We start from the raw sequence: 24,115 nt of genomic DNA, 5'->3' as shown, positions 1-24,115 counted from the left end.
GCCTCATTCCGCCGGCATTGCGCGCTGCGAGAGGACGAAGCCCATCTGCTTGCGCTTTTCCGGACGTTTGCGCGTCAATGCGAGCACCATGCCCATCGAGACGGCGATGGCGATCTGCGAGGAGCCGCCATAGGAGATGAAGGGCAGCGTCATGCCCTTGGCCGGCATCAGTTGCAGGTTCACGCACATATTGATGGCCGACTGCAGACCGAAGACGGTGACGAGGCCGCCGACCGCATAGCGGGTGAAATCATCGTGTTCCTTGAGCGCGATGCTCAAGCCGCGCAGCACGATGAAGGCAAAGATCGACATGATGAAGAAGCACATGATCAGCCCGAACTCCTCGCCGGCGACCGAGAAGACGAAGTCGGTATGAGCATCCGGAACAATGCGCTTGACGGTTCCTTCGCCCGGCCCAACACCGAACCAACTGCCGTTGATCAGCGCCTCGCGGCCCATGTCGACTTGGAACGTATCGCCTTCGCCGGTCAGAAATTTGTCGATGCGCAAGGCAACGTGCGGGAACACCGAATAGGCTGCGAACAGACCGCTTGCCCCGACCATGCCGAGAGCCACGATCCACAGCCACGGCAGGCCGGCCATGAAGAACATGACGCCCCACGTGCCGGTCACCAGCATGGTCTGGCCGAGGTCGGGCTGCGCCACCAGAAGCGAGATGACCAAAGCAAGCAAAAGCATGGCGAACAGATTGCCGGGAATATCGGGCTGGCGCTTGTGCTCGGCAAACAGCCACGCGCAGATGATGACGAAGGCGGGTTTCAGGAATTCGGACGGCTGGATGGAAAGGCCGGCGAGCGACACCCAGCGCCGCGCGCCCTTCACCTCGACGCCGATGTAGAGCACCGCCACCATCAGCACCAGCATGATGCAGAGCATTACCAGCGACATGCGCCTTATCTGCCGCGCCTCCAGGAAGGAGACCGCAAGCATGACAATGAGCGCCGGGATGGTGAAGATGACCTGCCTGGTGGCGAAATGAAAGCTGTCGAGGCCGATACGCTCGGCCACTGCGGGGCTCGCCGCGAAGGACAAAATGATGCCTAGCCCCATGAGCGACAGGAACGCGGCCAGGAACCAGCGATCGATCGTCCACCACCAGGTTGCAACAGGACTTTTGTCGAGACGGCTTTGCATCAACGTGGCCCTCCGATGGGTTTGACCCCATCAATAGCAGTCGCAGCTTGCCTGAAGGCTTCGCCGCGAACCTCGAAATTCTTGAACTGGTCGAAACTGGCGCAGGCCGGCGAAAGCAGCACCACGGCTTCGCCGCCGGTGTCGTTTGCCGCGTCATGGGCGGCATGCTCGACCGCCGCCGCAAGCGTTCCCGAAATCTCGTATGGCACCGCCTCGCCGAGCGTCGCCGCGAAGGCAGGCGCCGCCTCGCCGATCAGATAGGCCTTGGCGATGCGCGGGAAGAAGCCGCGCAGCGGCTCGATGCCTCCTTCCTTCGGCAGGCCGCCGGCGATCCAGTAGATGCGGTTGGCGAAGCTCGACAGCGCGGGTGCGGCCGCGTCGGCATTGGTTGCCTTGGAATCGTTGACGAACAGTACATGGTCCTTGCGGCCGACCTGCTCCATGCGGTGCGCAAGCCCCGGGAAGCTTTCCAGCCCGGCCTGGATTTCGCCGAGTTCGAGCCCGACTTTCAGACAGGCGACGACGGCGGCCAGCGCATTCTGCGCATTGTGCTGGCCGCGCAGCGAGCCGATGCCTTCGAGGAAGGCGACGCGGCTGTAGCGGCCATGAACGGCTTCCATCAGATTGGTGCCATCGGCGAAATAGCCATCGGTCAAAGGCAAGCGCTTGGAAATACGAACGACCGGCCGGCCGGCCCTCTCCAGACGGTCGGCGATCTGGGCGCACCAGGAATCGTCGACGCCGATGATCGCGGTGTCGCTGCCGGCGACCAGCCGCTCCTTGATCGAGGCGTAATGCGCCATCGTGCCGTGCCGGTCGAGATGGTCGGGCGTAAGGTTGAGCAGGATGCCGGCGGTCGGGTTGATCGAGGGCGCCAGATCGATCTGATAAGACGAGCACTCGACCACATAGTGCCGCTGAGGCTCGGGCGGATCGAGCGTCATGATTGCGCGGCCTATATTGCCGCCCACCTGCATGTCACGTCCCGCCGACTTCAAGATATGCGCCGTCAGTGCCGTCGTCGTGGACTTGCCGTTGGTGCCGGTGATCGCGATGAAGGGTGCTGCCGGCGCGCGGCTGTTGCGCTCGCGGCAGAACAGCTCGATATCGCCGATCACCTCGACGCCGGCGCCGCGTGCGAGCTCCACCGTCCAATGCGGCTTCGGATGCGTCAGCGGCACGCCTGGCGACAGCACGAAGGCAGCGAAACGCGGCCAGTCGGCTCCACGCAGGTCCCCGGTCGCAATGCCTGCGTCGGCCGCCTTGGCGACGCTGTCTGGATTGTCGTCCCAGGCCAGCACCTCGGCGCCCCCTGCGATCAGCGCATGCGCGGTGGCGATCCCCGAGCCGCCAAGCCCGAAGAGCGAAACGCGTTTGCCGGAAAAGGAAGCGGCGGGGATCAAGCAGGCGTCCTATCTGAGCTTGAGGGTGGAGAGGCCGACCAGCGCCAGGATGACGGCGATGATCCAGAAGCGGATCACCACCTGGCTTTCGGTCCAGCCGAGCTTTTCGAAATGGTGATGGATCGGCGCCATCAGGAAGACACGCTTGCCGGTCATCTTGAAATAGCCGACCTGGATGATGACCGACAGGATCTCGACCACGAACAGGCCGCCGACGATGACCAGCACGATCTCGTGCTTGGTGGCGACGGCGATGGTGCCGATCAGCCCGCCCATCGCCAGTGAGCCGGTGTCGCCCATGAAGATCGCGGCCGGGGGTGCGTTGAACCAGAGGAAGCCCAGGCCCGCGCCGATCACCGCGCCGAGCACGACGGCGAGCTCACCGGTGCCGGGCACGAAATGGATCTGCAGATATTCGGCGAATACCGCGTTGCCCGACAGATAGGCGATGACGCCGAAGGACGCCGCCGCGATCATGATCGGCACGATCGCCAGCCCGTCGAGACCGTCGGTCAGGTTCACCGCATTTCCCGCGCCGACGATGACGAAGCAGGAGAACGGCACGAAGAACCAGCCGAGATTTATCAGGAATTCCTTGGCGAAGGGAAAAGTCAGCGACGATGAGAACGGCGCCTGGCCATTGTGCATTATCACCCACGCTGCGATGGCGGCGATGATGAACTCGATCGCCAGCCTCGCCTTGCCGGAAAAGCCCAGATGCGACTGCTTGGTGACCTTGAGATAGTCGTCGTAAAAGCCGATCGAGCCGAAGCCGACGGTGACCAAAAGCACCACCCAGACATAGATGCTGGACAGGTTCGCCCATAAGAGCGACGAGCCGATGATGCCGGACAGGATCATCAGCCCGCCCATGGTCGGCGTTCCCGCTTTCTTGAAATGCGTCTGCGGACCATCGGCGCGGATCGGCTGGCCCTTGCCTTGCCGCAGACGCAGCGAATTGATGATCGTCGGCCCGAAGATGAAAACGATCAGCGCCGAGGTGATCAGCGCGCCGCCGGTGCGAAAAGTGATGTAGCGGAAGACGTTGAAGAGTGAGATCTTATCCGCGAAATCGACGAGCAGTGTGAACATGGTTCTTCCGTCCCCGGAACCCGACCTAGGCCGGCTTAATGTTTGTGGCTTCCGCCGGAAATTTGCCGAGCAATGCCTCGACCAGCTTTGAAAACCCGATGCCTTTCGACGATTTGACCATCACCACGTCGCCGGGCCTGAGCGCGGAGATCACGATCGGCTTCAGCTCTTCGGCTCCCGCCCGATATTCCGTCTGGATATCGGCCGGCAAAACCTCGGCCAGCGCCTGCATTTCCGGCCCGCCGAGGAAGACGTTGCGCGTGCCCGTGCCGACGATCAGCTCGGCGAGCGCCGCGTGGAGCTTGGCCGAATGGCTGCCGAGCTCCAGCATGTCGCCGAGCACCGCGATGCGTCGGCCCTCGCCCGAGACCGGCGTAGCGTTGAGCAGGGCCATCGCCGCCGCCATCGACGCCGGATTGGCGTTGTAGCTCTCGTCGATCAGCGTGATCGGCCCGTTGGGATGATGCAGGACGTGGCGCCGGCCGCGCCCGCGCTCGGCCGAAAGGTCCGCAAGCGCGGCCGCGATCTTTTCGACATCGGCGCTGACCAGCTGCGAGGCGCCAAGCACCGCCAGCACATTCTGCACGATATGGCGGCCGGGCGCCCCGACACGAGCCGTCACGTCCTTCTTGCCGATCTTGACAGCGATGTCGGAATGGTCGGCATGAAGCTCGCAGCCGACAAGGCGGAAGGCCGAGCGGGCATTTTCGCCGAAGTCGAAGACATGCGCGACGCCTGCCTCTTTCGCCATTTTTCCGAGCAGCTTCCAGCGTGGATCGTCGCGGTTGAGCAGCGCGGCGCCACCAGGCTCGATCCCCTCGAAAATCTCGGCCTTGGCCATGGCGATCTCGTCGAGATTCTTGAAGAAACCGAGATGGGCGGCGGCAATGATCGTCACGATGGCGACATGCGGCCTGACCATCTTGACCAGCGGCCTGATCTCGCCTGGATGGTTCATGCCGATCTCGAAGACCGCGTAGTCGCAGTCCTGCGGCATGCGCGCCAGGGTCAGCGGCACGCCCCAATGGTTGTTGAACGACTGCGCCGAGGCGTGCACCTTGCCGACTGCCGACAGCACATGGCGCAGCGCTTCCTTCGTGGTCGTCTTGCCGGCCGAGCCCGTGACCGCGATGATCCTGGCCTTCGAGCGGGCACGGGCCGCAACACCAAGTTTCTCAAGCGCTGCAAGCACATCCTGCACGACGATCATCGGCGCCGTCAGCCGGCCGAGCGAGGGCAGCTTGCCCTCGGCGACGACCAGCACGGCCGCTCCGGCCTTGACCGCCGCTGTCGCGAAATCATGGCCGTCCATCGCCTCGCCCTTGATGGCGAAGAAAGCGTCTCCGGGTTCCAGGCTGCGGCTGTCGATCGAAATGCCGGTGATGCCCTCCGGCAGCGAGCCGATCGGCCTGCCGCCCATGGCTTCGACGAGCGCTTCCGACGTCCACAGCAGGTTCATGCGGCGCGCTCCTTGAGCGCCTCGCGCACTTCCTCATGGTCTGAGAAGTGGAAGGTTTCGGAGCCGATGGTCTGGCCTTCCTCATGCCCCTTGCCGGCGACGATGAGCGTGTCGCCGGCGCGAAGCATCGCCACCGCCTCGTGGATCGCCTTGCGGCGGTCGCCGATCTCGATGGCGCCGGGCGCAGCCGCAAGGATCGCGGCGCGGATGGTCTCGGGCACTTCCGTGCGCGGATTGTCGTCGGTGACGATGACGATATCGGCGAGCCGCGTCGCGATCTCGCCCATGATCGGCCTTTTCCCCCGGTCCCGGTCGCCGCCGCAGCCGAACACCACGACGACGCGGCCAGTGGTGAAAGGCCGCACCGAAGTCAGCACATTTTCCAGCGCATCGGGCTTATGGGCATAGTCGACATAAACGGGGGCACCGGCGGCAGTGGTGCCGACGAGGTCGAGCCGGCCCGGCGCGCCCTTTAATTTCTCCAATGCCGCCAAGGTCTTGGCCGCGGGTGTTCCGGTCGCGATGGCAAGCCCAGCCGAAACCAGCGCATTGGCGATCTGGAAGTCGCCGGCCAAAGGCAGGTCGACCTCATGCAGCACGCCGTCCGCCACGATTTCGGCGCGCTGGCGATGGCGCTCATGCTCGACCCGCTTCAGCGTCAGGAAATCGCCATGGCGGCCGACGGTCAGCACTTTCAGCCCCGCCGCCCTCGCGGCTTTGATGGTCGGCTCCGACCACGGATCATCGGCAAAGACGATCGCGGGAGCGCCCTTCGGCAGCAGCGTATCGAACAGGCGCAGCTTGGCGCGGTGATAATCCTCGACCGTCGGATGGTAATCCATGTGGTCGCGGCCGAGATTGGTGAAGGCGCCGGCGGCCAGCTTCACGCCGTCGAGGCGGCGCTGGTCGAGACCGTGGCTGGAGGCTTCCATCGAGGCGTGGGTGACACCCGCATCCGCCAGTTCCTTGAGCAATCGGTGCAGCGCCACCGGGTCGGGCGTCGTCAGTGAGCCATATTCGTTGCGGCCGGGCGCCACGACACCGGTCGTGCCGATCGAGGCGGCGGCAAAACCCGCCTGCTCCCAGATCTGGCGGATGAAGGCGGCGACGGATGTCTTGCCGGCGGTGCCGGTGACGGCGACCATGGTTTCCGGCTGGCGGCCGAACAAGCGCGCCGCGCTGAGCGCCAGCGCCAGGCGCGGATCATCGACGGCGAGAACCGGGATCGACAGGCCGGAGACGGTCGTGCCCCTGCCGGTGACGATCGCCGCGGCGCCGCGGGCCGCGGCGTCGGCCGCATAGGTCGAGCCGTCGGCCTTGCTGCCGGCAAGCGCGAAGAAGACGACGCCGGTCTTGACCGCGCGGGAATCGGAGGAAAATCCGGTCACCTCCAGATCGGGGAAAGCTGTTCCCTCGACAGGCAGGATACCGGCTAGATCTTTTAGATGCATCGAGTCCCGTTCACCGCAACAAAATAGCGCGCAGTTGCCGGCGCGCCCCAAGAATCACTGATAGGAAACCAGCGTTGCACCATTTTCATGGCTGAAATCTGGCTTCACGCCAAGCATGGCGGCCGCGCGTCTGATGATGTTGCCGGCCATGACCCCCGCATTGTTGGCGGCAACGTCCGTCATACCGGGCTTTTCAGGATGCGGGGCGTCGGCGATCGTGAACACCAGATATTGCGGATCGTCCATCGGGAAGGCGGCGACGAAAGTGTTGAAATTCAAGTCCTTGGAGTAGCGGCCGTTGATGACCTTCTCGGCCGTTCCGGTCTTGCCGCCAACGCGGTAGCCGGGGACTCTGGCGTTTCTGGCCGAGCCCTTCTCGGCATTGAGCGTATAGAGATAGCGCATGCCTTCGACCGTCTTGTCACTGACCACTTTCTTGGCCACCGCCATTGCCTCCTGCTCGCTGCGCACCAGGAATGTCGGCTCGATCAGATAGCCCTGCATCAGCGCCGCGCAGCCGACGGCTGCCTGCAGCGGCGTCGTCGACACGCCATGGCCGAAGGCGATGGTGAACGAATTGACCTGTTTCCAGACCTTGGGTTCGGTCGGGCGCGCGACCTCCGGCAGTTCGGTCTGCATCCTGTCCAGAATGCCGAGGCGGTGCAGGAATTCGCGGTGCCCCTCGATGCCGACCAGCTCGGCTTCCCTGGCCGACCCGATGTTGGACGAATAGAGGAACACTTCCGGCAATGACAGCACACGGTTCTTGCCATGGAAATCGTGGATGGCCTGATGGCCGACCCGGATCGGATGCGAAGCGTCGAAGCGGCTGTTCATTGTCGCCTTGCCGGAATCGAGCGCCATGGCCGAGGTGAAGCTCTTGAAAGTCGATCCCATCTCGTAGAGACCCGCCGACATGCGGTTCAGCCGATCCTTTTCCTGCGCATTATACGGATTGTTCGGATCGAAGTCCGGCACCGAAGCCATGGCCATCACTTCGCCCGTCTTGATGTTGAGCACGACGGCGCCGGCGCCCAATGCGCGATAGCGCTCCAGGCCGGCGGCGATCTCGTCGCGCACCACATGCTGGACGCGCAGATCCATCGACAGCTTGACCGGCTTGAGATCCTTGGCCACGGCGAGCCCCGACGCCTGCAGGTCGCTCAGCCCCTGCTCGTCGATATACTTCTCCATGCCGGAGATGCCCTGGTTGTCGATGTTGGTAAGGCCGACGATATAGGACGAGGTCTCGCCGCTCGGATAGAAGCGGCGCTTTTCGGTGCGGAAACCGAGGCCGGGGACGCCCAGCGCCAGGATGTCGGCCTGCTGCTTCGGCGTCAGCTGGCGCTGCAGCCAGACGAACCCGGCCCCGCTCTTGAGCTTGCGGTAGGTCTGCTCGTAATCGATCTCGGGCAGCACGGTCGACAATTTCTCGATCGCTTCGTCGGCGTCGACGATGCGGCGCGGCTCGGCGAACAGCGACGCCGTCTTGATGTCGGTCGCCAGCACCTCGCCGTTGCGATCGACGATGTCCGGACGCGACGCCGTGACCCGGCTCTCCGGGCCGCCCGAAAGATCCGGGTTCTGCATGCCGAGATAGAGGAGCCGGCCGGCAATGGTCGAATAGATGGTGAAGAACACCGCCATGGTCATGACGATGCGTGTCTTTGCCTTGCCGCCCGTCGCCTTGCGGGCGGCGTCGACGACGATCGAGCCGTCCTCAGCCTGCTTCTTTCGGCGCTTCAGCAGGTCACCGATCCTTGGAAGCCTGCTGATCATTGAACGGTGCTCCCGGTGACCACTGGATCCTTGCCGTCCGCAGGCTCCTTCCCCGAATTGTCGGCCATGCCGCCAAGGCGCTGCGAGGAGAGGTCCTCGATGGTCAAGGGTTTCACCGGAATGTCGTCGAGGCTGCCGATCTGGTGCGCGTTGACCGGTTCGAGTCCGAGTTGGCTCTTATAGACGTCGGCAAGCTTCTGCAGTCGCGACGGCTGCGTGAGCAGGCTCCAGTCCGCCTTGAGGAGGTCGATCGTTTCTTCCTCGTAGTGGATCTGCGCTTGAATCTTCTGCACCGCCGCCAGTTGCTCTTCGGCTTCGCGCTTCGTCTTGTAGGTAAGGGCCGCGGCCGAGACCATGACGGCGATCAGGACTATGTCGCTAGTACGAAACACGTGCTCACCTCTCCCCCGGCCGTTCGACGGCGGGAAGCTTTGGAAGGCCGAAAATCGAAAAATCGTCGGCGCGCGCCGGGGCATCCGTGCGGATCGCCGCGCGCAGCCTGGCCGAGCGCGCGCGCGGATTGGCGTCCAGCTCGGCCTCTCCCGGCGTCACGCCGCCGCCGGCCTTGCGGAAGGTCGCAGCGCGCGCCGGCGCATCGGGCATATGCCTTGAGCCGCCGCCAGCTTCGGAACGGTCGGCGATGAAGCGCTTGACGATGCGGTCTTCCAGGGAATGGAACGTCACCACGGCAAGCCGTCCGCCGGGCTTCAATGCCCGCTCGGCGGCCAGCAGCGCCCTTGCGAGCTCGCCAAGCTCGTCATTGACGAAGATGCGCAGCGCTTGGAAGACGCGCGTGGCCGGATGGATCTTGTCCTTCGGCCCCCGTCCGATATGCGTTTGGATGGCGTCGGCGAGATCGAGCGTGCGCTCGAAAGGCTTCTTCTCGCGCCGGCTCTCGATCATGCGCGCGATGCGGCCGGCATGACGTTCCTCGCCGAGAAAACCGAAGATGCGGGCAAGGTCGCCGGCCTTGAAAGTGTTGACGACGTCGGCGGCGGAGAGACCCGCCTGCGCCATGCGCATGTCGAGCGGCCCGTCGGCCCGAAACGAAAATCCGCGCTCGGCCTGGTCGAGCTGCATTGACGAGACGCCGATATCGAGCACAACGCCATCGGCGCTTTCGACATGCTCGTCCAGCGTCGAGAACGGCGCCTGGACCAGCCTCAGCCGTTCGCCGGCCTGCTCTTCGAGCGCCCTGCCCGCCGCGATCGCGTCCGGGTCGCGGTCAATGGCGACGACCGACGCGCCGCGCTCGAGGATGGCGCTGGTGTAGCCGCCGGCGCCGAATGTTCCGTCGATGATCGTCTCGCCGGCCTTGGGCGCGAGCGCGTCAAGCACCTCGGCAAGGAGGACCGGAATGTGACGGGCCAGTCCGCCAACGGCGTGAGGGTCATCGCCGTGGCCAGCCATCATTCCGATCGCTCCCCGGGCTTCGTCCCCTGCCGTAGCTGCAAAAGCCTGGCCCGCGCCTGGGCCCCATAGGCGGCAAGCCGTCCCGGTTCCCATACTTGAAAGAAGTTGCCGCGACCGACAAAGGCCACCTCGTTCGAGATGCCCGTATGCTCGCGGATGAAATCGGTCATGGTGATGCGGCCGTCCTGGTCCAGCTTTAGAAATGTCCCGTCTCCATGGCAGAAGAACGACATGTCGTCCGCCGTCTGCAGGAATGGATTTTCCAGCGCGATCCGCTGCTCGTAGCGGTCGAGCAGGTCGAGGCCGCCGACATCCATGGCCGGCAGGTCCAGGCAGCGCAGCGCGTAGAGTTCCGCATAGCCGCGTTTCTGCACCACGGCGCGGAACTGCGCCGGAACGGACACCCGCCCTTTCGCATCGATCCTGCTCACGGTGTTTGACAGAAACCGGTCCAATAAACGCTACAGCCGCTGTTGTTGCCGCTGCACCCCTCATGTTGTTCTCCGCGCCCTCGCCGCATTCGCGGCAAATGGCTTCATTCACCGAGGCAAAAACCGGCAAACGCACAGCCGCCGCGGCTGCCCGATTGGCGTACGCTTCACCCTGACGCGGAACGAAAGCTTGATTTAAATGGGATATCATGGGGCACTATGGGCGTCAACGGGAACAGGCATCACAAACATGCACGCCACAACCAGAAAGCGCAGGTTGAAGGCACGTCTCGTCTTTATCGTCTATTAAGCCTAACGAAGCGTTTAGAGCCCTCTGGCCCAAAAAGACGCAGCTTGCTGCGCACAGCCGGCGCGCATAGCGTCGGTGGAAGTTTTCTGCCGAAGGATCGAGCCGATGTCGGACACTGCGAAGTCACGCGCCGCGACACTTGCCCATCTGCGCAGCGCCGATTTCGCCAAGGGCGATCCCATCCCCTTGTCGCTGACCATGGCCTCGATTTTCCACGCGCCTGGCGACGCGACGGGCTTCGATCAATATGGCCGATTCAGCAATCCGACCTGGCATGCCGTCGAGCATGCGCTCGGCCATCTGGAAGACGCGCAATGCGTTATTTTTCCGTCGGGAATGGCCGCGATTTCCGCGGCTTTCTTCGCGCTCGTCAAATCGGGCGACCGCATCCTCTTGCCGTCGGACGGCTATCATACGACGCGGGCCTTGGCCGAACGTTTCCTGAAACCGCTCGGCGTTGCCTATGAGGTGCGGCCGACGGCAAGCATGCTCGACGGCGGTTTCGCGGGTTACCAGGCGGTTTTCGTCGAAAGTCCGTCCAACCCGCGGCTGGACATCTGCGACATCACCGCGGCCGCCAAGGCCGTCCACGCGCAAGGCGGAACCCTGATCGTGGACAACACGACGATGACGCCCTTCGGCCAGCGTCCGCTCGATCTCGGCGCCGACATCGTGGTCTCGGCCGACACCAAGGCGATCAACGGCCATTCGGACGTTCTCTTCGGCCATGTCGCCAGCCGCGATCCCGACATTGTCGCCAGGGTGAAGGATTGGCGCGAGACGGCCGGCGGCATCCCCGGACCGTTCGAGGCATGGCTGGTGCATCGCGGCCTCGAAACGTTGGAAGTGCGCCTCGACCGCATGTGCTCGTCGGCCGAAACTATCGCTCGGCGGCTGAAGGACCATCGCGCCGTCAGCGGCCTGCGCTTTCCCGGGCTCGTGGGCGATGCCTCGCATAATCTGGCGCGTGCCCAGATGGAGCGCTTCGGTTTCCTGATTTCCTTCGAACTGGCCTCCGAAGAACAGGCCGAGGCGTTCATCGACGGTTGCGCGCTGATTGAATCGGCAACCTCCTTCGGCGGCGTGCACACGTCGGCCGAGCGGCGCTCGAAACGGGGCGACGCGGTGCCGCCGGGCTTCGTTCGTCTCGCGATCGGCTGCGAACCGGTCGAGGAACTCTGGAAGGCAATCAAGGCGTCGCTGGACAAGCTCGGCGCCTAGTCCGCTATATCAGGTCGTCAGCCTCGATTTTGCGCCGGCCATGCAGGACGCGAAGGACTTCGATCGCGTCGTTGCCAATCCGATAAAACGTAAGATACTCCCCGACAACGAGGTGGCGGATGCCCGGCAGAATATCATCGCGCGGCGCGCCTGATCGGGGATGAAGGGTCAGCAAATCCCATCGCCTCTGAAGAGCTTCCACAAAACGGACTGCGGCGTTTGGGTTGCGGGCAGCGATGTAGTCGCCGATAGTTTCGAGGTCTACCAATGCCTGTGGAAGCAGGCGGTACTTCACTCGTCAGCGCCTTTGGCTTCCCCCATCTTCGCATATTTGGCGCGCAATCGCTCGATTAAGGGAGGGCCGTCCAGGGCAGGTCCGCTGTCGATGCCTTCCTGCACCAGTTCCCGCAATTCCTCGACGGTATAGCCGAGCAGGTCGCGCCGCTCCTTCCATTGCCTGAGTGCATCGCGGATGACTTCACTGGCCGAGGCGTATTCGCCAGCAGCGACGACATTGTCGACCGCAGCCGCCAGTTCCGGCGAAAGCGTGATGCTGCGTTTGTCGACCTGGCCCATGATGCACTCCTGCTCTTCCCCAAAGGTACGATTTAATCGCACCAGCTTCAAGGATACGTTCGACCAGGCCGCGGAGGCTATCTTGCAGAATGCTTGATCAGGAGATTCGCCTGTCGGCCTAACCTCCTGATCCCATTCAGCTATCGCTGCGAAAAATGCCAGCTGGCCTGTAAGCCGGGTTCTGTATGGCCCTCGCCTCGCAGCGAGAACGTGGCGGCCATTCATCTTGGGCGCATGTTGCCACGCGCCTCACGCAACCTACCCGGACGGTGGGCCGGAAACAGCCCTCGAAGGTTTCCCTCGTACCGCCCCTATTCGGTTTTGCTCCCGGTGGGGTTTGCCCTGCCGCTCCTGTTGCCAGTCGCGCGGTGGGCTCTTACCCCACCCTTTCACCCTTGCCGCGGCAACGCCGCGGCGGTTTGCTTTCTGTGGCACTTTCCCTGGGGTCGCCCCCGCCGGCCGTTAGCCGGCACCGTGTCTCCATGGAGCCCGGACTTTCCTCACCCGCAACCTTTCGGTTCTCGCGGGCGCGGCCGCCCGGCCAGCTGGCAAGCGCGTATAAAGGGATTCCCGCCTGAAAACGCAAACGAAAAAGCTGGGGAGGCACCCAAGGCAGTGAATCTGGGCAACGACATGCCTGGACGACACGCGTTGCCAAATCCATTTCGGCTTAAGCCGGCGAGCCCAAGGCCGCCATCTGCACCTTCACCTTGCTGCAATAGGCGGCCGAAATCGGATTCATCCGCGTCGCGCCATGGCCGGCATTGTATTTGAGGATCGTGCCGCAGGTGGTGCCGCCGCCGAGACCTTGCGCCATGGCAAGGTATTTCATGCCATATTTGATGTTGGTGTCCGGATCGAACAGCCCCTTGGCCGAACCGGTGTAACCCATCATGCGCGCCGTGGCCGGCTTGATCTGCATCAGGCCGATCTCGCCGGCGCTGCCGACCATGTTCGGCCTGTAGTTGCTTTCGATCTTGATGACGGCCGTGGCCAGCGACACCGGCACGCCATAGCTTGCGGCATAACGGGCAACGATCGCTGAATACTGGCCGCCGCCCGTCGCAGAGGACGACAAACCCGGCTTCTCAGGATGGATGGACGCTGTCGCGGTCAGGTCGATGGTCTGCCTGTTGCGCTTGGCTCGTTTGGCTGTCGATTTCGTCACCCTGGTTGCGGCCGCCTTCTGCATCTTGGCCGGAGCAGCTCTCGCGGTTCCGGATGTTTTGACGCTCACGGCGCCCTTGGGCGTCGCAGGAGCGGCTGCGAAGCCATTGTCTGCCCTGGGGCTCAGCGGGGAACTGTTGGCCTGGTTGAACGCAAAGCTTATCACTCCGGCAGCAACAGCTGCCGCTACGACGGTCAATTTTTGCATGTAGTCCTGTTCTGTTAGAACCGCGCGAAGAACTTCACGCAGCTATGCCAATTCAACATGGGATCATCCGGGGGGATAGACGCCCGACGACTTGCGGGAGAGGCATTTGGAGGCGGAATTGGCGTCAATAAAGGCGGCGCAATTCACTTTAAGTGACAGGTTGTAATTTAAGCAACTTGTCGTTGCTATTCGAGCGAGGCTGCCTTTACGGAAGCCAGGAGTCTTTCCAGCGTGCGGATCGTCGATTTATCCGCCACGCCATCCACCAGCCGCCGCCGGAAATGTCGCTGGAAAGCCGCCACCACGATCTCCGTCTGCCGGTCGTAGACACAAGATATCTCGACGTCATAGCCGTAGAGCGCCAGCATCGACTGCAACGCCTCGACCTCGGCGCCGGTGTCGCCGGCTTTCAGTGCGGCGCCGGACTTTATCGCCGCCGCTGGCACCAGATGGCCGACACCGGCCGCGAACAGCGCCTTCCAGGGAAATTTTTCGCCAGGATCGATCTTGCGACCCGGAGCCACGTCCGAATGCGCGAGCACCCTTACCGCAGGGATCGAATAACGGCCCACAATACCTGCGCACAACTCGATCAAGGCGCCAATCTGCCGCTTCGGGAAAGCCTTGTAGCCCAGCGAATGCCCGGGATTGACGATCTCGATGCCGACCGAACAGGAGTTTATGTCGGTACACCCGAGCCAGGAACTTTTGCCGGCATGCCAGGCGCGATCGCTCTCGCGCACCATCTGGACGATGCGGCCATCTTCATGAACAAGATAATGCGAGGAGACTTCGCTCGCCGGGTCGCACAGCCACGCCTCGGCGCCGGCGCCGCTTGCCATGCCGGTATAATGCAGCACGATCATGTCGGGCCGGGGCGTCTCGCGGCGCGGACCGAAATTCGGCGACACCCGGACCTCGGCACCTGGCTGGTCGGGCAGGAAGCCGCTCATACGTGCCTGAAGCCCCGCTCGATCATCTCATAGGCGGCATTGATCGCCGCGACCCGGGTCGTGGCGATCTTGATGAATTCCTGCGGCAGACCGCGCGCGATCAACCTGTCCGGGTGATTGTCGGAGATCAGCTTGCGATAGCGTTTCCTGACCTCCTCGAACGGCTTGCCGCGCTCAATGCCCAGAACGACGTAGGGATCGGCGGCGCCGAGATTGACATGCCTGGACAGGATCGCCTCGTAATGCATCTCGTCGATCCGAAAGATCTCGGCGATCCGGTGCAGGAACTGCCCTTCCCGCTCATGGATGAGCCCATCCGCCTTGGCGATGTGGAAGAGGCCGTCGAGTATATCTTCCAGCATCATGCAGTTGGCATGGCCGGAACCGCAGAGCTGCGCCATGCGCTGGGCATAGGTCTCGAAGCCGGCGACGTCCTGCTTGGCGATATCGTAAAGCCGCGCCACGTTGCGTGTCTCGCTCGGCGGCACTTCGAAGATTTCCTGGAAGGCGCGCACCTCGTCCTGCGTGACGATGCCGTCGGCCTTGGCCATCTTGGCCGAAAGCGCGATCATCGCCACCGAGAAGGCAACGCGCCGACGCAGATCCGGATCACCGGAAAACACGGTGCGCACGGCTTCCACGACATCCGCGACGCCCGAGGACGCCGACGACGAAACACGAGCGATGAAGTCGCCAAGGCGGTCCCAAATCGACATGCCGGCTTCATAGTGCGAACCGGGCGGTTCTATCAAGCCGGGACGATGCCGCAGGTGACTGGCGATGTGCCGACCGACGGCGCAAAGAGAAGGCCGGCAATGCCGGCCTTCATCGAGATTGTGGATCGGCCCTTACTGCGCAGGCGCGGCAGGAGCCGGCTTTGTTGCCGGAGCCGGTTCGGCAGACTTCGAAGCGTCGGGCGAAGCCGGCTTCATGGGCTGCTCGTTGGCCGGCGGATTGGTGCTCTGGGTTGTGGTCTTGTCGGTGCTATTGTCGCTGCAAGCCGCGACCCCCAGCAGGGCGAGCGCCGAGACCGACGCCAGAATGAGCTTCTTCATGCTATCTCTCCTTCAGCAGACGCTCACATTTCGGTGAGCGGTCGCAGGGGAAATGCATCAGCAGGCTGCCGGTTTCGTAACGTTGCATTTCGACGTGTAACATCAACCTATGATTGCTGGCGCCGAAAATCCCAAACCAGCAGAACATGCGCTCGAAGACATGAATGGATAAGCAGAATGCCGGCAGCCGCAGGAACTGGGAAATGGGACTTCTGGATCGACCGCGGCGGCACCTTTACCGACGTCATCGGCCGTGATCCGCAGGGCCGGTTGCACCCCCGAAAGCTCCTGTCCGAAAATCCCGAGGCCTATGCAGATGCCGCTATTCAGGGCATCCGCGACCTGTTGGGTCTGAAAGCGGGCGCCGCCATCTCCGCCGACGCTATCGGCGACGTCAAAATGGGCACGACCGTTGCCACCAATGCGCTGCTCGAGCGCAAGGGCGACCGCGTGCTGCTGCTCATCACCAAGGGTTTTCGCGACGCATTGCGCATCGCCTATCAGGCGAGGCCGGACATCTTCGCCAAGAAGATCATCTTGCCGGAGCAGCTCTATGAGCGCGTTATCGAGATCGACGAGCGCGTGCGCGCCGACGGCTGCGTCGAGCGCCTGCTCGATATCGCGGCCTGCCGCCCGGCAATCGAACAGGCCAAGGCCGACGGCATCGACGCGGTCGCCATTGTTTTCATGCATGCCTGGAAGTATCCGGAGCACGAAAAGGCCGTCGCGAAAGTCTGCCGCAAGATCGGCTTCAGCCAGATTTCCGTGAGCCACGAGGTCTCGCCGCTCATCAAGCTGGTCGGCCGCGGCGACACCACCGTGGTGGATGCTTATCTGTCGCCGATCCTGTCGCGCTATGTGCGGCGGGTGGCGGGAGAACTGGGCGCCGGGCCGCGCCTGATGTTCATGATGTCGTCGGGCGGGTTGACCGCTGCCGACCTGTTCCAGGGCAAGGACGCGCTGCTCTCCGGCCCGGCTGGCGGGGTCGTCGGCATGGTCGAGACGGCGAAGCTCGCCGGCTTCGAAAAAGTCATCGGCTTCGATATGGGCGGCACCTCTACCGACGTCGCCCATTATGACGGCGAATACGAGCGCGCCTTCGACACCGAGGTCGCCGGCGTGCGCATCCGCGCGCCGATGATGCGCATCCACACCGTCGCCGCCGGCGGCGGCTCGATCCTGCATTACGAAGCAGGCCGCTTCCGCGTCGGCCCGGATTCCGCCGGCGCCAATCCCGGCCCTGCCGCCTACCGGCGCGGCGGCCCGCTCGCCGTCACCGATGCCAATGTCATGCTCGGCAAATTGCAGCCCGATTTCTTTCCGGCGATTTTTGGGCCCGGCCAGGACCAGGCGCTCGACATCGGAAGGGTTGGCGAAAAATTCGCGGCACTTGCCGCCGAAATCGGCGACGGCCGGACGCCCGAGGCGGTCGCCGAAGGCTTTGTCACCATCGCCGTCGAGAACATGGCCAACGCCATCAAGAAGATCTCGGTGCAGCGCGGCTATGACGTCACCGAGTATCTGCTGAACTGTTTTGGCGGCGCCGGCGGCCAGCACGCCTGCCTGGTCGCCGATGCGCTCGGCATGGAAGCGGTGCTGATCCATCCCTTCTCGGGCCTGCTTTCGGCTTACGGCATCGGCCTCTCGTCGGTCTTCGCCTCGCGCCAACAGGGTCTGCTGCAGCCGCTTGCCGAAGAATCCCGCTCGGCGATCGAGGCACTGATCACGGCGCTGCGCGGCGACGTCATTGCCGAGCTTGGCGAGCAAGGCATTGCCGAGGACGCGGTTTCGACGAGACCTGTCCTGCACATCCGATATGACGGTACCGACACGGCGCTGCCGGTGAATTTCGAGCATGGCTCGATCTTCCGCGCCAGGAGCGATTTCGAGACGGCGCATAAGGCGCAGTTCGGTTTCGTCTATGACGACAAGCCGATCGTCATCGAGACGGTCGCCGTCGAAGGCATGGAAGCCGCTCGACAGGACAAGGCTGAGGCCTACGCCCCTGCCGGACCGGCAGGAGTTGAGGTCAAACCTTCGGAAAACCGGCGCATCTACACCGAAGGCCGCTGGCACGAGGCCGGCGTCTACCGCCGTGAAAACCTGCGGCCATCCCGCAGGGTCGCCGGGCCCGCGCTGATCATCGAGCCGAACCAGACCATCGTCGTCGAGCCGGGCTGGCGCGCTGAAATCACCAGTCTCGATCACGTCGTGATTCGCCGGACAGAAAGAAAGGCGCGTACCGCGGCGCTCGGCACCAAAGCCGATCCGGTGATGCTGGAAGTCTTCAACAACCTCTTCATGTCGATCGCCGAGCAGATGGGCGTGACGCTGCAGAACACCGCCTATTCGGTCAACATCAAGGAACGGCTCGATTTCTCCTGCGCCGTGTTCGACCGCCACGGCGCGCTGGTCGCCAACGCGCCGCACATGCCGGTGCATCTGGGTTCCATGGACCGTTCCGTTGAAACCATCATTCGCCTAAATTCCGGCGACATCCATCCCGGCGACGTGTTTGCGCTCAATGCCCCTTACAATGGCGGCACGCATCTGCCCGACATCACGGTGGTGACGCCTGTCTTCAACGATGCGCTAAATGAGATCCTGTTCTGGGCGGCATCGCGCGGTCATCACGCCGATGTCGGCGGCACCGCGCCCGGCTCGATGACGCCGCTGGCGACAACGGTCGATGAGGAAGGCGTGCTGTTCGACAATTTCCGCATCGTCGACCGCGGCCGCTTCCGTGAGAAGGAGTTGGAGACGCTGCTTACCGACCATCCTTATCCGGCGCGCAATCGCGTCCAGAACATCGCCGACCTCAAGGCGCAGATCGCCGCCAACGAAAAGGGCGTGGCGGAGCTGCGCAAGATGGTCGCGCATTTCGGCCTCGATGTGGTCGAGGCCTATATGGGCCATGTCCAGGACAATGCCGCCGAAAGCGTGCGCCGCGTGATCGAGCGGCTCCCCGACAGCGCGGCTTATGAATACCCCACCGACACCGGCCAGGTGATCAAGGTGAAGATCACCGTCGACCGCCAAAAGCGCGAGGCGACGGTCGATTTCACCGGCACCTCGCCTGTCATGAAGAACAATTTCAACGCGCCGGAGCCCGTCGCCCGCGCCGCGGTGCTTTATGCCTTCCGCGTCATGGTCGAGGACATGATCCCGATGAACGCCGGATGCCTCAGGCCGATCAACATCGTTATTCCGGATGGCTGCATGCTCAAACCGTCCTATCCGGCGGCGGTCGTCGCTGGCAATGTCGAGACCTCGCAGCATGTCACCAACGCGCTGTTCGGCGCGATGGGCGCGATGGCCAACGCCCAAGGCACGATGAACAACCTCACCTTCGGCAACAGGAAATACCAGTATTACGAGACGATCTGCTCCGGCTCGCCGGCGGGCCGGATGAATTCCGGGCGCGGCTTCGCCGGAACGTCCGGCGTCCATACCCACATGACCAATTCGCGCCTTACCGACCCCGAGGTGCTGGAACTGCGCTTCCCCGTCGTGCTGGAAGACTTCCATATCCGCGAAGGCTCCGGCGGCAAGGGCAAGTGGAACGCCGGCGACGGCACCAGGCGCACCATCCGCTTCCTCGAAAAGATGGAATGCGCGATCCTGTCCTCGCACCGCAACCGGCCGCCCCAGGGCCTCGAAGGCGGCGGCGACGGCGAGGCCGGCTCGACCAAGGTCAGGCGCAATGACGGATCGGTCGACGTCCTGAAGGCCTGCGACCAAACCACGCTCGATGCCGGCGAGGCCGTCATCGTCACCACGCCGACACCCGGAGCGTTCGGAAAGGCGTAAGAACAGCGTCAACAGGCTGTCACCTGGCTGTCATGCCGCTGCGCTACCCGCTTGCGCCAACGCAAACGGGGAATCACCTTTCCATGTCGGACGTATCCGGAGAACTCGTTTATCGTCGAGGCAAGGAAGTCGGAAAGGCGGTCTACCAGAACCGGGCACTGTCGAAGGACGGCGTTTCCGAGCGGCTCTTCGCCTTCCTGTTCTCCGGCCTCGTCTATCCGCAGATCTGGGAAGACCCCGAGGTCGACATGGAGGCCATGCAGCTTGGCGCGGGGCACCGGGTCGTCACGATCGCCTCGGGCGGCTGCAACATTCTGGCCTATCTCACCCGCTCGCCGGCCCGGATCGACGCCGTCGATCTCAACGCCGCGCATGTCGCGCTGAACCGCATGAAGGTGGAAGCGGTGCGCCACCTGCCGACGCAGCGCGACCTGTTCCGCTTCTTCGGCGCCGCCGGCACCAGCCACAATTCGGACGCCTATGATCGCTTCATCGCGCCGCATCTCGATCCGGTCAGCCGCCACTACTGGGAGCGCCGCAATTGGCGCGGCCGCCGCCGCATCTCGGTCTTCAACCGTAACTTCTACCAGACCGGCCTGCTCGGCCTCTTCATCGCCATGGGCCATCGCGTCGCAAAACTGTTCGGCGTCGACCCGGCCGGCATCATGAAGGCGGAGAACATCGGCGAGCAGCGCCGCTTCTTCAACGAGAAGCTGGCGCCGATCTTCGACACGAAGCTCTTGCGCTGGGCGACCTCGCGCAAGGCTTCGCTGTTCGGCCTCGGCATTCCGCCGGCGCAATATGACTCGCTGATCACCTCCGGCGACGGTTCGATGGCGAGCGTGCTCAAGGCGCGGCTGGAAAAGCTCGCTTGCGATTTCCCGCTCAAGAACAATTACTTCGCCTGGCAGGCCTTTGCCCGACGCTACCCTCAACCCGGTGAAGCGGCGCTGCCTGCTTATCTGGAAGAGGGCAATTACAAGACGATCCGCAACAACATCGATCGCGTCGCCATCCACCACGCCAATCTGATCAAGTTCCTTGCCGCCAACGATGCGGGCAGCGCCGACCGCTTCGTCCTGCTCGACGCGCAGGACTGGATGACCGACGACCTGCTCAACGCGCTGTGGACCGAGATCACCCGCACCGCTTCGGTGGGCGCCCGCGTCATCTTCCGCACCGCGGCCGAACCAAGCCTCCTTCCCGGCCGTGTCTCCGGTTCGCTGCTCGACCAATGGATCTACGAGGCCGACGCCTCGCGCGAATTCTCGGCAAAAGACCGCTCGGCGATCTATGGCGGCTTCCACCTCTATGTGAAGCGCGCAGCATGAGCACGACGGAGCTGCCGGCCAGCCATGCCGAACTGATGGACGGCGTCTACCGCTGGCAGCGCCATATCTATGACCTGACCCGCAAATATTATCTGCTTGGCCGAGACCGGCTGATCGACGGGCTGGACGTGCCGCAGGGCGGCACCGTTCTGGAGCTCGGCTGCGGCACCGGCCGCAACATCGCCCTTGCCGCCTACCGCTATCCGGAGGCCCGTTTCTTCGGCCTCGACATCTCGGCCGAGATGCTGGAGACGGCAAACGCGGCCGTCGCGCGTGAAGGTCTGTCCGGCAAAGTCAGCCTGGCGCGCGGCGACGCCACCAATTTCGACGCCAAGGCTCTCTTCGGCATCGAACGCTTCGACCGCGTCTTCATCTCCTATTCGCTGTCGATGATCCCCGGCTGGGAAAAGACCGTATCGGCCGCCCTTGCCGCGCTCGCCTCTGGCGGCTCGCTGCATGTCGTCGATTTCGGCCAGCAGGAAGGCCTGCCGCCCTGGTTCCGCGCCCTGCTGCGCGGCTGGCTGCGGAAATTCCATGTCGCGCCGCGCGCTTCACTGCGCGACGTGCTTGAATCGGAATCGCAGCGCACCGGCGCAACCTTCCGTTTCAGAACGCTTTATCGCGGCTATGCCTGGCTGGCCGTGATCGGATCCTGCAAATAGCAAACGCGATCAGTGCAGCGCCTTCACCAGCGCCCCAACCATCCTCTGTGGTCGATATCCGAACTTGCCCGGCGTCAGCCCAAGCCGCACCACCACCAACTGCTCCGACGGAATGATTGCCACCGTCTGGCCGTCATGGCCCTCCATCCAGTAGGTGTCTTTGGGCAGGCCTGCAGCGACGCCTGCGCCGGGATTTTCCTCATCGCCCGGGCCTTCAATCCAGACTTGTCCCTTGCCGTAGACCTTCGAGGCCGGCACGGGCTCGCGCATCCAGTCGACGAAACCGGCAGGCAGTATCTGGTTTCCGTTCCAGACGCCGCCCTGCAGCAGGAATTGACCGAAGCGCGCCCAGTCATGCGCCGTGGCATAGAGGTAGGAGGAGCCGACGAACGTGCCTTGCTCGTCGGTCTCGAGCACCGCGCTGTGCATACCGAGCGGCTCGAACAGCGCCGTGCGCGGCCATGCCAGCGCCTTCGCCTTGTCGCCGATCGCGTCCTGCCACAGCCGCGACAGCATCACCGCCGTGCCGCTCGAATAGGAAAACACTTTTCCCACCTCGCCGGTCAGCGGTTGAGCCTCGGCGAAGCGAGCCATGTCCGGCTCGAGATAAAGCATGCGCGTCACGTCGGCGACGTCGCCATAGTCCTCGTTGAACGCCAGCCCGCTCGACATTGCCATCATGTCGGCAAGGCTGACGGCGGCGCGTCCGTCGGCCTTCCACGGCTTGAACAGGCCCTTGTTGTCGAGCGCCAGCTTGCCGTCCTTGATCAGCGTGCCGACGATCGCGGCATTCACCGTCTTGGTCATCGACCAGCCGAGCAGCGGCGTCTTGGCCGAAAAGCCCTCGCCATAACGCTCGGCGACGATGCGGCCGTTCTTCACGACCACGATGGCGCGCATGCCAATGCCGGCCATAGCGGCATCGTCGACGATCTTCGCGACTTCGGGGTTCTGCGAAGCATCCACACGCTCACCATCGGGCCAGAGCGCGTCGGGCTGCGCCGCCGCCGGCGGCGCGGCACGCAGCGATATCTGCCTTGCCTTGCCGGTGTCGCCGTCCGGAACCGACGCGCAGCCGACGCCATCGCGCTCGACGGCAACGCTCTTGCCGAAAAACCCAAGCAAGCCCGCCGAAACGAGTCCTCTTTCCTTGTCGACGGAGACCTTCATCAGCTTGAGCAACGGATGGCCGGGCGCCTGCACGTCGACGGCAAGAACCTCTTTGGCGTCGCGGCCGGCGATGAAGACATTCGAGCAGACGATCTTGGCCGCATAGCCGGAGCCGACGCGGATCAGCTCCGGTGGCGCGAGATAGAGCCAGGCGAAGAGTGCCGCCACCGCCAGGACCACAAGCCCAAGCAGCCATTTGATGAACTTCACCACAGCCCGCATCGTCCCCCGCCTTTCGGATTCGCCGGCTCGATTTATGTCATCGATTTGCCGCCATTGCTTCCGCAAAATCGCCGGCATCGTCGAGCGCCGTCAATGGATTATCAACCATGTTCGGCGATCAAATGCTCCATGTCGCCCAAAAGTGCGCAGCGGTTTTGGGACAACGACATGGACAGACAAACGAGACTTAGGACGGTCATGTGGGGCGATCGTCCGGAGGGGGCCTGCGTAAGCGACCGCCATCATTAAAGGACCCACCAGCGGCCGGCTGAACCCGGCTCGGGGGATATCATGCGCCGTTTTGCGGCCATCCTGATGCTTACGCTGCTGGGCGCCTGCTCGACCGTGGAGGACCTCTCACCATTGTCGCCGTCGTCGCAGACCGTTGCCGTGCGCGCACCCAAATTCGAGGACTCCAATCCGCATGAGTGGGACAGCGGCGCGCCGTGGACATACGCCATCCACGGCACCGATGTTTCCAAATACCAGACCTCGGTCGACTGGCCGACCGCCAAGGCCAGCGGCATCTCCTTCGCCTTCATCAAGGCGACCGAGGGCGGCGATCGTTTCGACGACTATTTCAACGAGCACTGGGCGCGCACAAGAGCGGCCGGAGTTCCGCGCGCCGCCTATCATTTCTTCTATTTCTGCACCCCGGCGGAAACCCAGGCGCGCTGGTTCATCGCCAATGTCCCGCGAGACCCGTCGGCGCTGCCGCCGGTGCTCGACATGGAATGGAACCCGAAATCGCCGACCTGCAGGCTGCGCCCCGATCCGGCCACCGTGCGCAGCGAAATGACCGTCTTCCTCCAAATGGTCGAGCGCTACTACGGCAAGAAGCCGATCATCTACACCTCGGTCGATTTCTTCGACGACAACCAATTGGCGACCTTCCGCGGCTATCCCTATTGGCTGCGCTCGGTCGCCGGCCATCCGCGCGAGAAATACGGCAGCCACCCCTTCACCTTCTGGCAGTACACCGGCACCGGCATCGTGCCCGGCATGATCGGCAAGTCCGACATCAACGTCTTCAACGGCTCGGAAGCCGCCTGGAAGAAGTGGCTGCGGCAGAACACCCGTTGACATCGGCCGTCCCGCCTGCTTTTCGACACGGCGGGCGGCGAAACATGCAACCGCTGGTAATCCGGAGCGGCGCACTCGTGCGAGTGCCTGGCGCGGCTCCCGAACTTTGAAATCCTCGCATGCGCCTTTCCGATCCCGGTCCGGATCGCGATGGTGTCATGCGC

21 protein-coding genes and 1 other RNA gene are annotated in these 24,115 nt (G+C 63.7%); 5 read left to right on the top strand and 17 right to left on the bottom strand.

The annotated features are described in order from the left end of the window. Positions 1 to 3 precede the first annotated feature (3 nt). From ftsW to mraZ, 9 genes are read right to left on the bottom strand one after another with little or no spacing between them, the layout of a single operon-like run. Positions 4 to 1,155, bottom strand: coding sequence for a putative lipid II flippase FtsW (gene ftsW, locus LB528_RS06990; RefSeq protein ID WP_224581480.1), 1,152 nt, complete (start codon positions 1,153 to 1,155; stop codon positions 4 to 6). Continuing rightward, positions 1,155 to 2,558 (bottom strand): UDP-N-acetylmuramoyl-L-alanine--D-glutamate ligase, encoded by a 1,404-nt coding sequence (gene murD / locus LB528_RS06985; protein ID WP_224714316.1) that lies wholly within the window; start codon positions 2,556 to 2,558, stop codon positions 1,155 to 1,157. The genes ftsW and murD overlap by 1 nt, the downstream gene beginning before the upstream one ends. Positions 2,559 to 2,567: 9 nt before the next feature. Beyond that, the gene (gene mraY, locus LB528_RS06980; protein ID WP_224516442.1) at positions 2,568 to 3,650 is read right to left on the bottom strand and encodes a phospho-N-acetylmuramoyl-pentapeptide-transferase; all 1,083 of its coding nucleotides are present in this window, start codon (positions 3,648 to 3,650) and stop codon (positions 2,568 to 2,570) included. A gap of 25 nt (positions 3,651 to 3,675) precedes the next feature. Then, entirely contained in the window at positions 3,676 to 5,109 is a 1,434-nt protein-coding gene (locus LB528_RS06975; protein WP_224714315.1) for a UDP-N-acetylmuramoylalanyl-D-glutamyl-2,6-diaminopimelate--D-alanyl-D-alanine ligase, read from the bottom strand. Next, positions 5,106 to 6,560, bottom strand: coding sequence for a UDP-N-acetylmuramoyl-L-alanyl-D-glutamate--2,6-diaminopimelate ligase (locus tag LB528_RS06970; RefSeq protein WP_224714314.1), 1,455 nt, complete (start codon positions 6,558 to 6,560; stop codon positions 5,106 to 5,108). Before LB528_RS06970 ends, LB528_RS06975 begins: the two co-directional genes overlap by 4 nt. A 54-nt stretch (positions 6,561 to 6,614) precedes the next feature. Next, positions 6,615 to 8,339: a peptidoglycan D,D-transpeptidase FtsI family protein gene (locus LB528_RS06965; RefSeq protein WP_224714313.1), complete on the bottom strand. Its 1,725-nt coding sequence runs from the start codon at positions 8,337 to 8,339 to the stop codon at positions 6,615 to 6,617. Then, the gene (locus LB528_RS06960) at positions 8,336 to 8,731 is read right to left on the bottom strand and encodes a hypothetical protein (RefSeq protein ID WP_224516438.1); all 396 of its coding nucleotides are present in this window, start codon (positions 8,729 to 8,731) and stop codon (positions 8,336 to 8,338) included. The genes LB528_RS06965 and LB528_RS06960 overlap by 4 nt, the downstream gene beginning before the upstream one ends. Before the next feature lie 4 nt (positions 8,732 to 8,735). Further along, complete coding sequence (gene rsmH, locus LB528_RS06955) at positions 8,736 to 9,752, bottom strand: 16S rRNA (cytosine(1402)-N(4))-methyltransferase RsmH (protein ID WP_224714312.1); 1,017 nt, start codon at positions 9,750 to 9,752, stop codon at positions 8,736 to 8,738. Beyond that, complete coding sequence (gene mraZ, locus LB528_RS06950) at positions 9,749 to 10,207, bottom strand: division/cell wall cluster transcriptional repressor MraZ (protein ID WP_224714311.1); 459 nt, start codon at positions 10,205 to 10,207, stop codon at positions 9,749 to 9,751. Before mraZ ends, rsmH begins: the two co-directional genes overlap by 4 nt. 391 nt (positions 10,208 to 10,598) lie before the next feature. On the opposite strand from mraZ, the gene LB528_RS06945 reads away from it, so the two are divergent. Continuing rightward, positions 10,599 to 11,714, top strand: a complete 1,116-nt coding sequence (locus tag LB528_RS06945; protein WP_224714310.1) for a cystathionine gamma-lyase — start codon at positions 10,599 to 10,601, stop codon at positions 11,712 to 11,714. Between the two features lie 4 nt (positions 11,715 to 11,718). On the opposite strand, the gene LB528_RS06940 is transcribed toward LB528_RS06945, so the two are convergent. From LB528_RS06940 to LB528_RS06910, 7 genes are all read right to left on the bottom strand, one after another. Next, on the bottom strand, positions 11,719 to 12,009 hold the full coding sequence (locus LB528_RS06940) for a type II toxin-antitoxin system RelE/ParE family toxin (RefSeq protein WP_224516434.1): 291 nt from the start codon (positions 12,007 to 12,009) through the stop codon (positions 11,719 to 11,721). Further along, positions 12,006 to 12,290, bottom strand: coding sequence for a type II toxin-antitoxin system ParD family antitoxin (locus tag LB528_RS06935; protein WP_224714417.1), 285 nt, complete (start codon positions 12,288 to 12,290; stop codon positions 12,006 to 12,008). The genes LB528_RS06940 and LB528_RS06935 overlap by 4 nt, the downstream gene beginning before the upstream one ends. Before the next feature lie 154 nt (positions 12,291 to 12,444). Next, an RNA gene (gene rnpB / locus LB528_RS06930) (RNase P RNA component class A) lies at positions 12,445 to 12,839 on the bottom strand. A 121-nt stretch (positions 12,840 to 12,960) separates the two neighbouring features. Next, complete coding sequence (locus tag LB528_RS06925) at positions 12,961 to 13,665, bottom strand: lytic transglycosylase domain-containing protein (protein ID WP_224714309.1); 705 nt, start codon at positions 13,663 to 13,665, stop codon at positions 12,961 to 12,963. 185 nt (positions 13,666 to 13,850) lie between these two features. Beyond that, entirely contained in the window at positions 13,851 to 14,618 is a 768-nt protein-coding gene (locus tag LB528_RS06920) for an N-acetylmuramoyl-L-alanine amidase (protein WP_224714308.1), read from the bottom strand. After that, the gene (locus LB528_RS06915; RefSeq protein WP_224714307.1) at positions 14,615 to 15,334 is read right to left on the bottom strand and encodes a J domain-containing protein; all 720 of its coding nucleotides are present in this window, start codon (positions 15,332 to 15,334) and stop codon (positions 14,615 to 14,617) included. The genes LB528_RS06920 and LB528_RS06915 overlap by 4 nt, the downstream gene beginning before the upstream one ends. Positions 15,335 to 15,466: 132 nt before the next feature. Then, positions 15,467 to 15,673: a hypothetical protein gene (locus LB528_RS06910; RefSeq protein ID WP_224714306.1), complete on the bottom strand. Its 207-nt coding sequence runs from the start codon at positions 15,671 to 15,673 to the stop codon at positions 15,467 to 15,469. A gap of 177 nt (positions 15,674 to 15,850) precedes the next feature. On the opposite strand from LB528_RS06910, the gene LB528_RS06905 reads away from it, so the two are divergent. From LB528_RS06905 to LB528_RS06895, 3 genes are read left to right on the top strand one after another with little or no spacing between them, the layout of a single operon-like run. Next, entirely contained in the window at positions 15,851 to 19,483 is a 3,633-nt protein-coding gene (locus tag LB528_RS06905; protein WP_224714305.1) for a hydantoinase B/oxoprolinase family protein, read from the top strand. 32 nt (positions 19,484 to 19,515) lie between these two features. Beyond that, on the top strand, positions 19,516 to 20,814 hold the full coding sequence (locus tag LB528_RS06900) for a DUF3419 family protein (protein ID WP_224714304.1): 1,299 nt from the start codon (positions 19,516 to 19,518) through the stop codon (positions 20,812 to 20,814). Beyond that, positions 20,811 to 21,476, top strand: coding sequence for an SAM-dependent methyltransferase (locus tag LB528_RS06895; RefSeq protein ID WP_224714303.1), 666 nt, complete (start codon positions 20,811 to 20,813; stop codon positions 21,474 to 21,476). The genes LB528_RS06900 and LB528_RS06895 overlap by 4 nt, the downstream gene beginning before the upstream one ends. A 9-nt stretch (positions 21,477 to 21,485) precedes the next feature. On the opposite strand, the gene LB528_RS06890 is transcribed toward LB528_RS06895, so the two are convergent. After that, the gene (locus LB528_RS06890) at positions 21,486 to 22,868 is read right to left on the bottom strand and encodes a serine hydrolase domain-containing protein (protein WP_224516426.1); all 1,383 of its coding nucleotides are present in this window, start codon (positions 22,866 to 22,868) and stop codon (positions 21,486 to 21,488) included. A 291-nt stretch (positions 22,869 to 23,159) separates the two neighbouring features. On the opposite strand from LB528_RS06890, the gene LB528_RS06885 reads away from it, so the two are divergent. Beyond that, a complete protein-coding gene (locus LB528_RS06885) occupies positions 23,160 to 23,951 on the top strand; it encodes a GH25 family lysozyme (protein ID WP_224516425.1) in 792 nt (263 codons plus the stop codon). The last annotated feature ends 164 nt before the right edge of the window (positions 23,952 to 24,115 follow it).

The sequence above is a fragment of the Mesorhizobium sp. CA4 genome (genome assembly GCF_020165075.1).
Taxonomy (GTDB): domain Bacteria; phylum Pseudomonadota; class Alphaproteobacteria; order Rhizobiales; family Rhizobiaceae; genus Mesorhizobium.
Note: the sequence above shows the minus strand (reverse complement) of the source record. Positions and strands in the feature narration are given on the sequence as shown.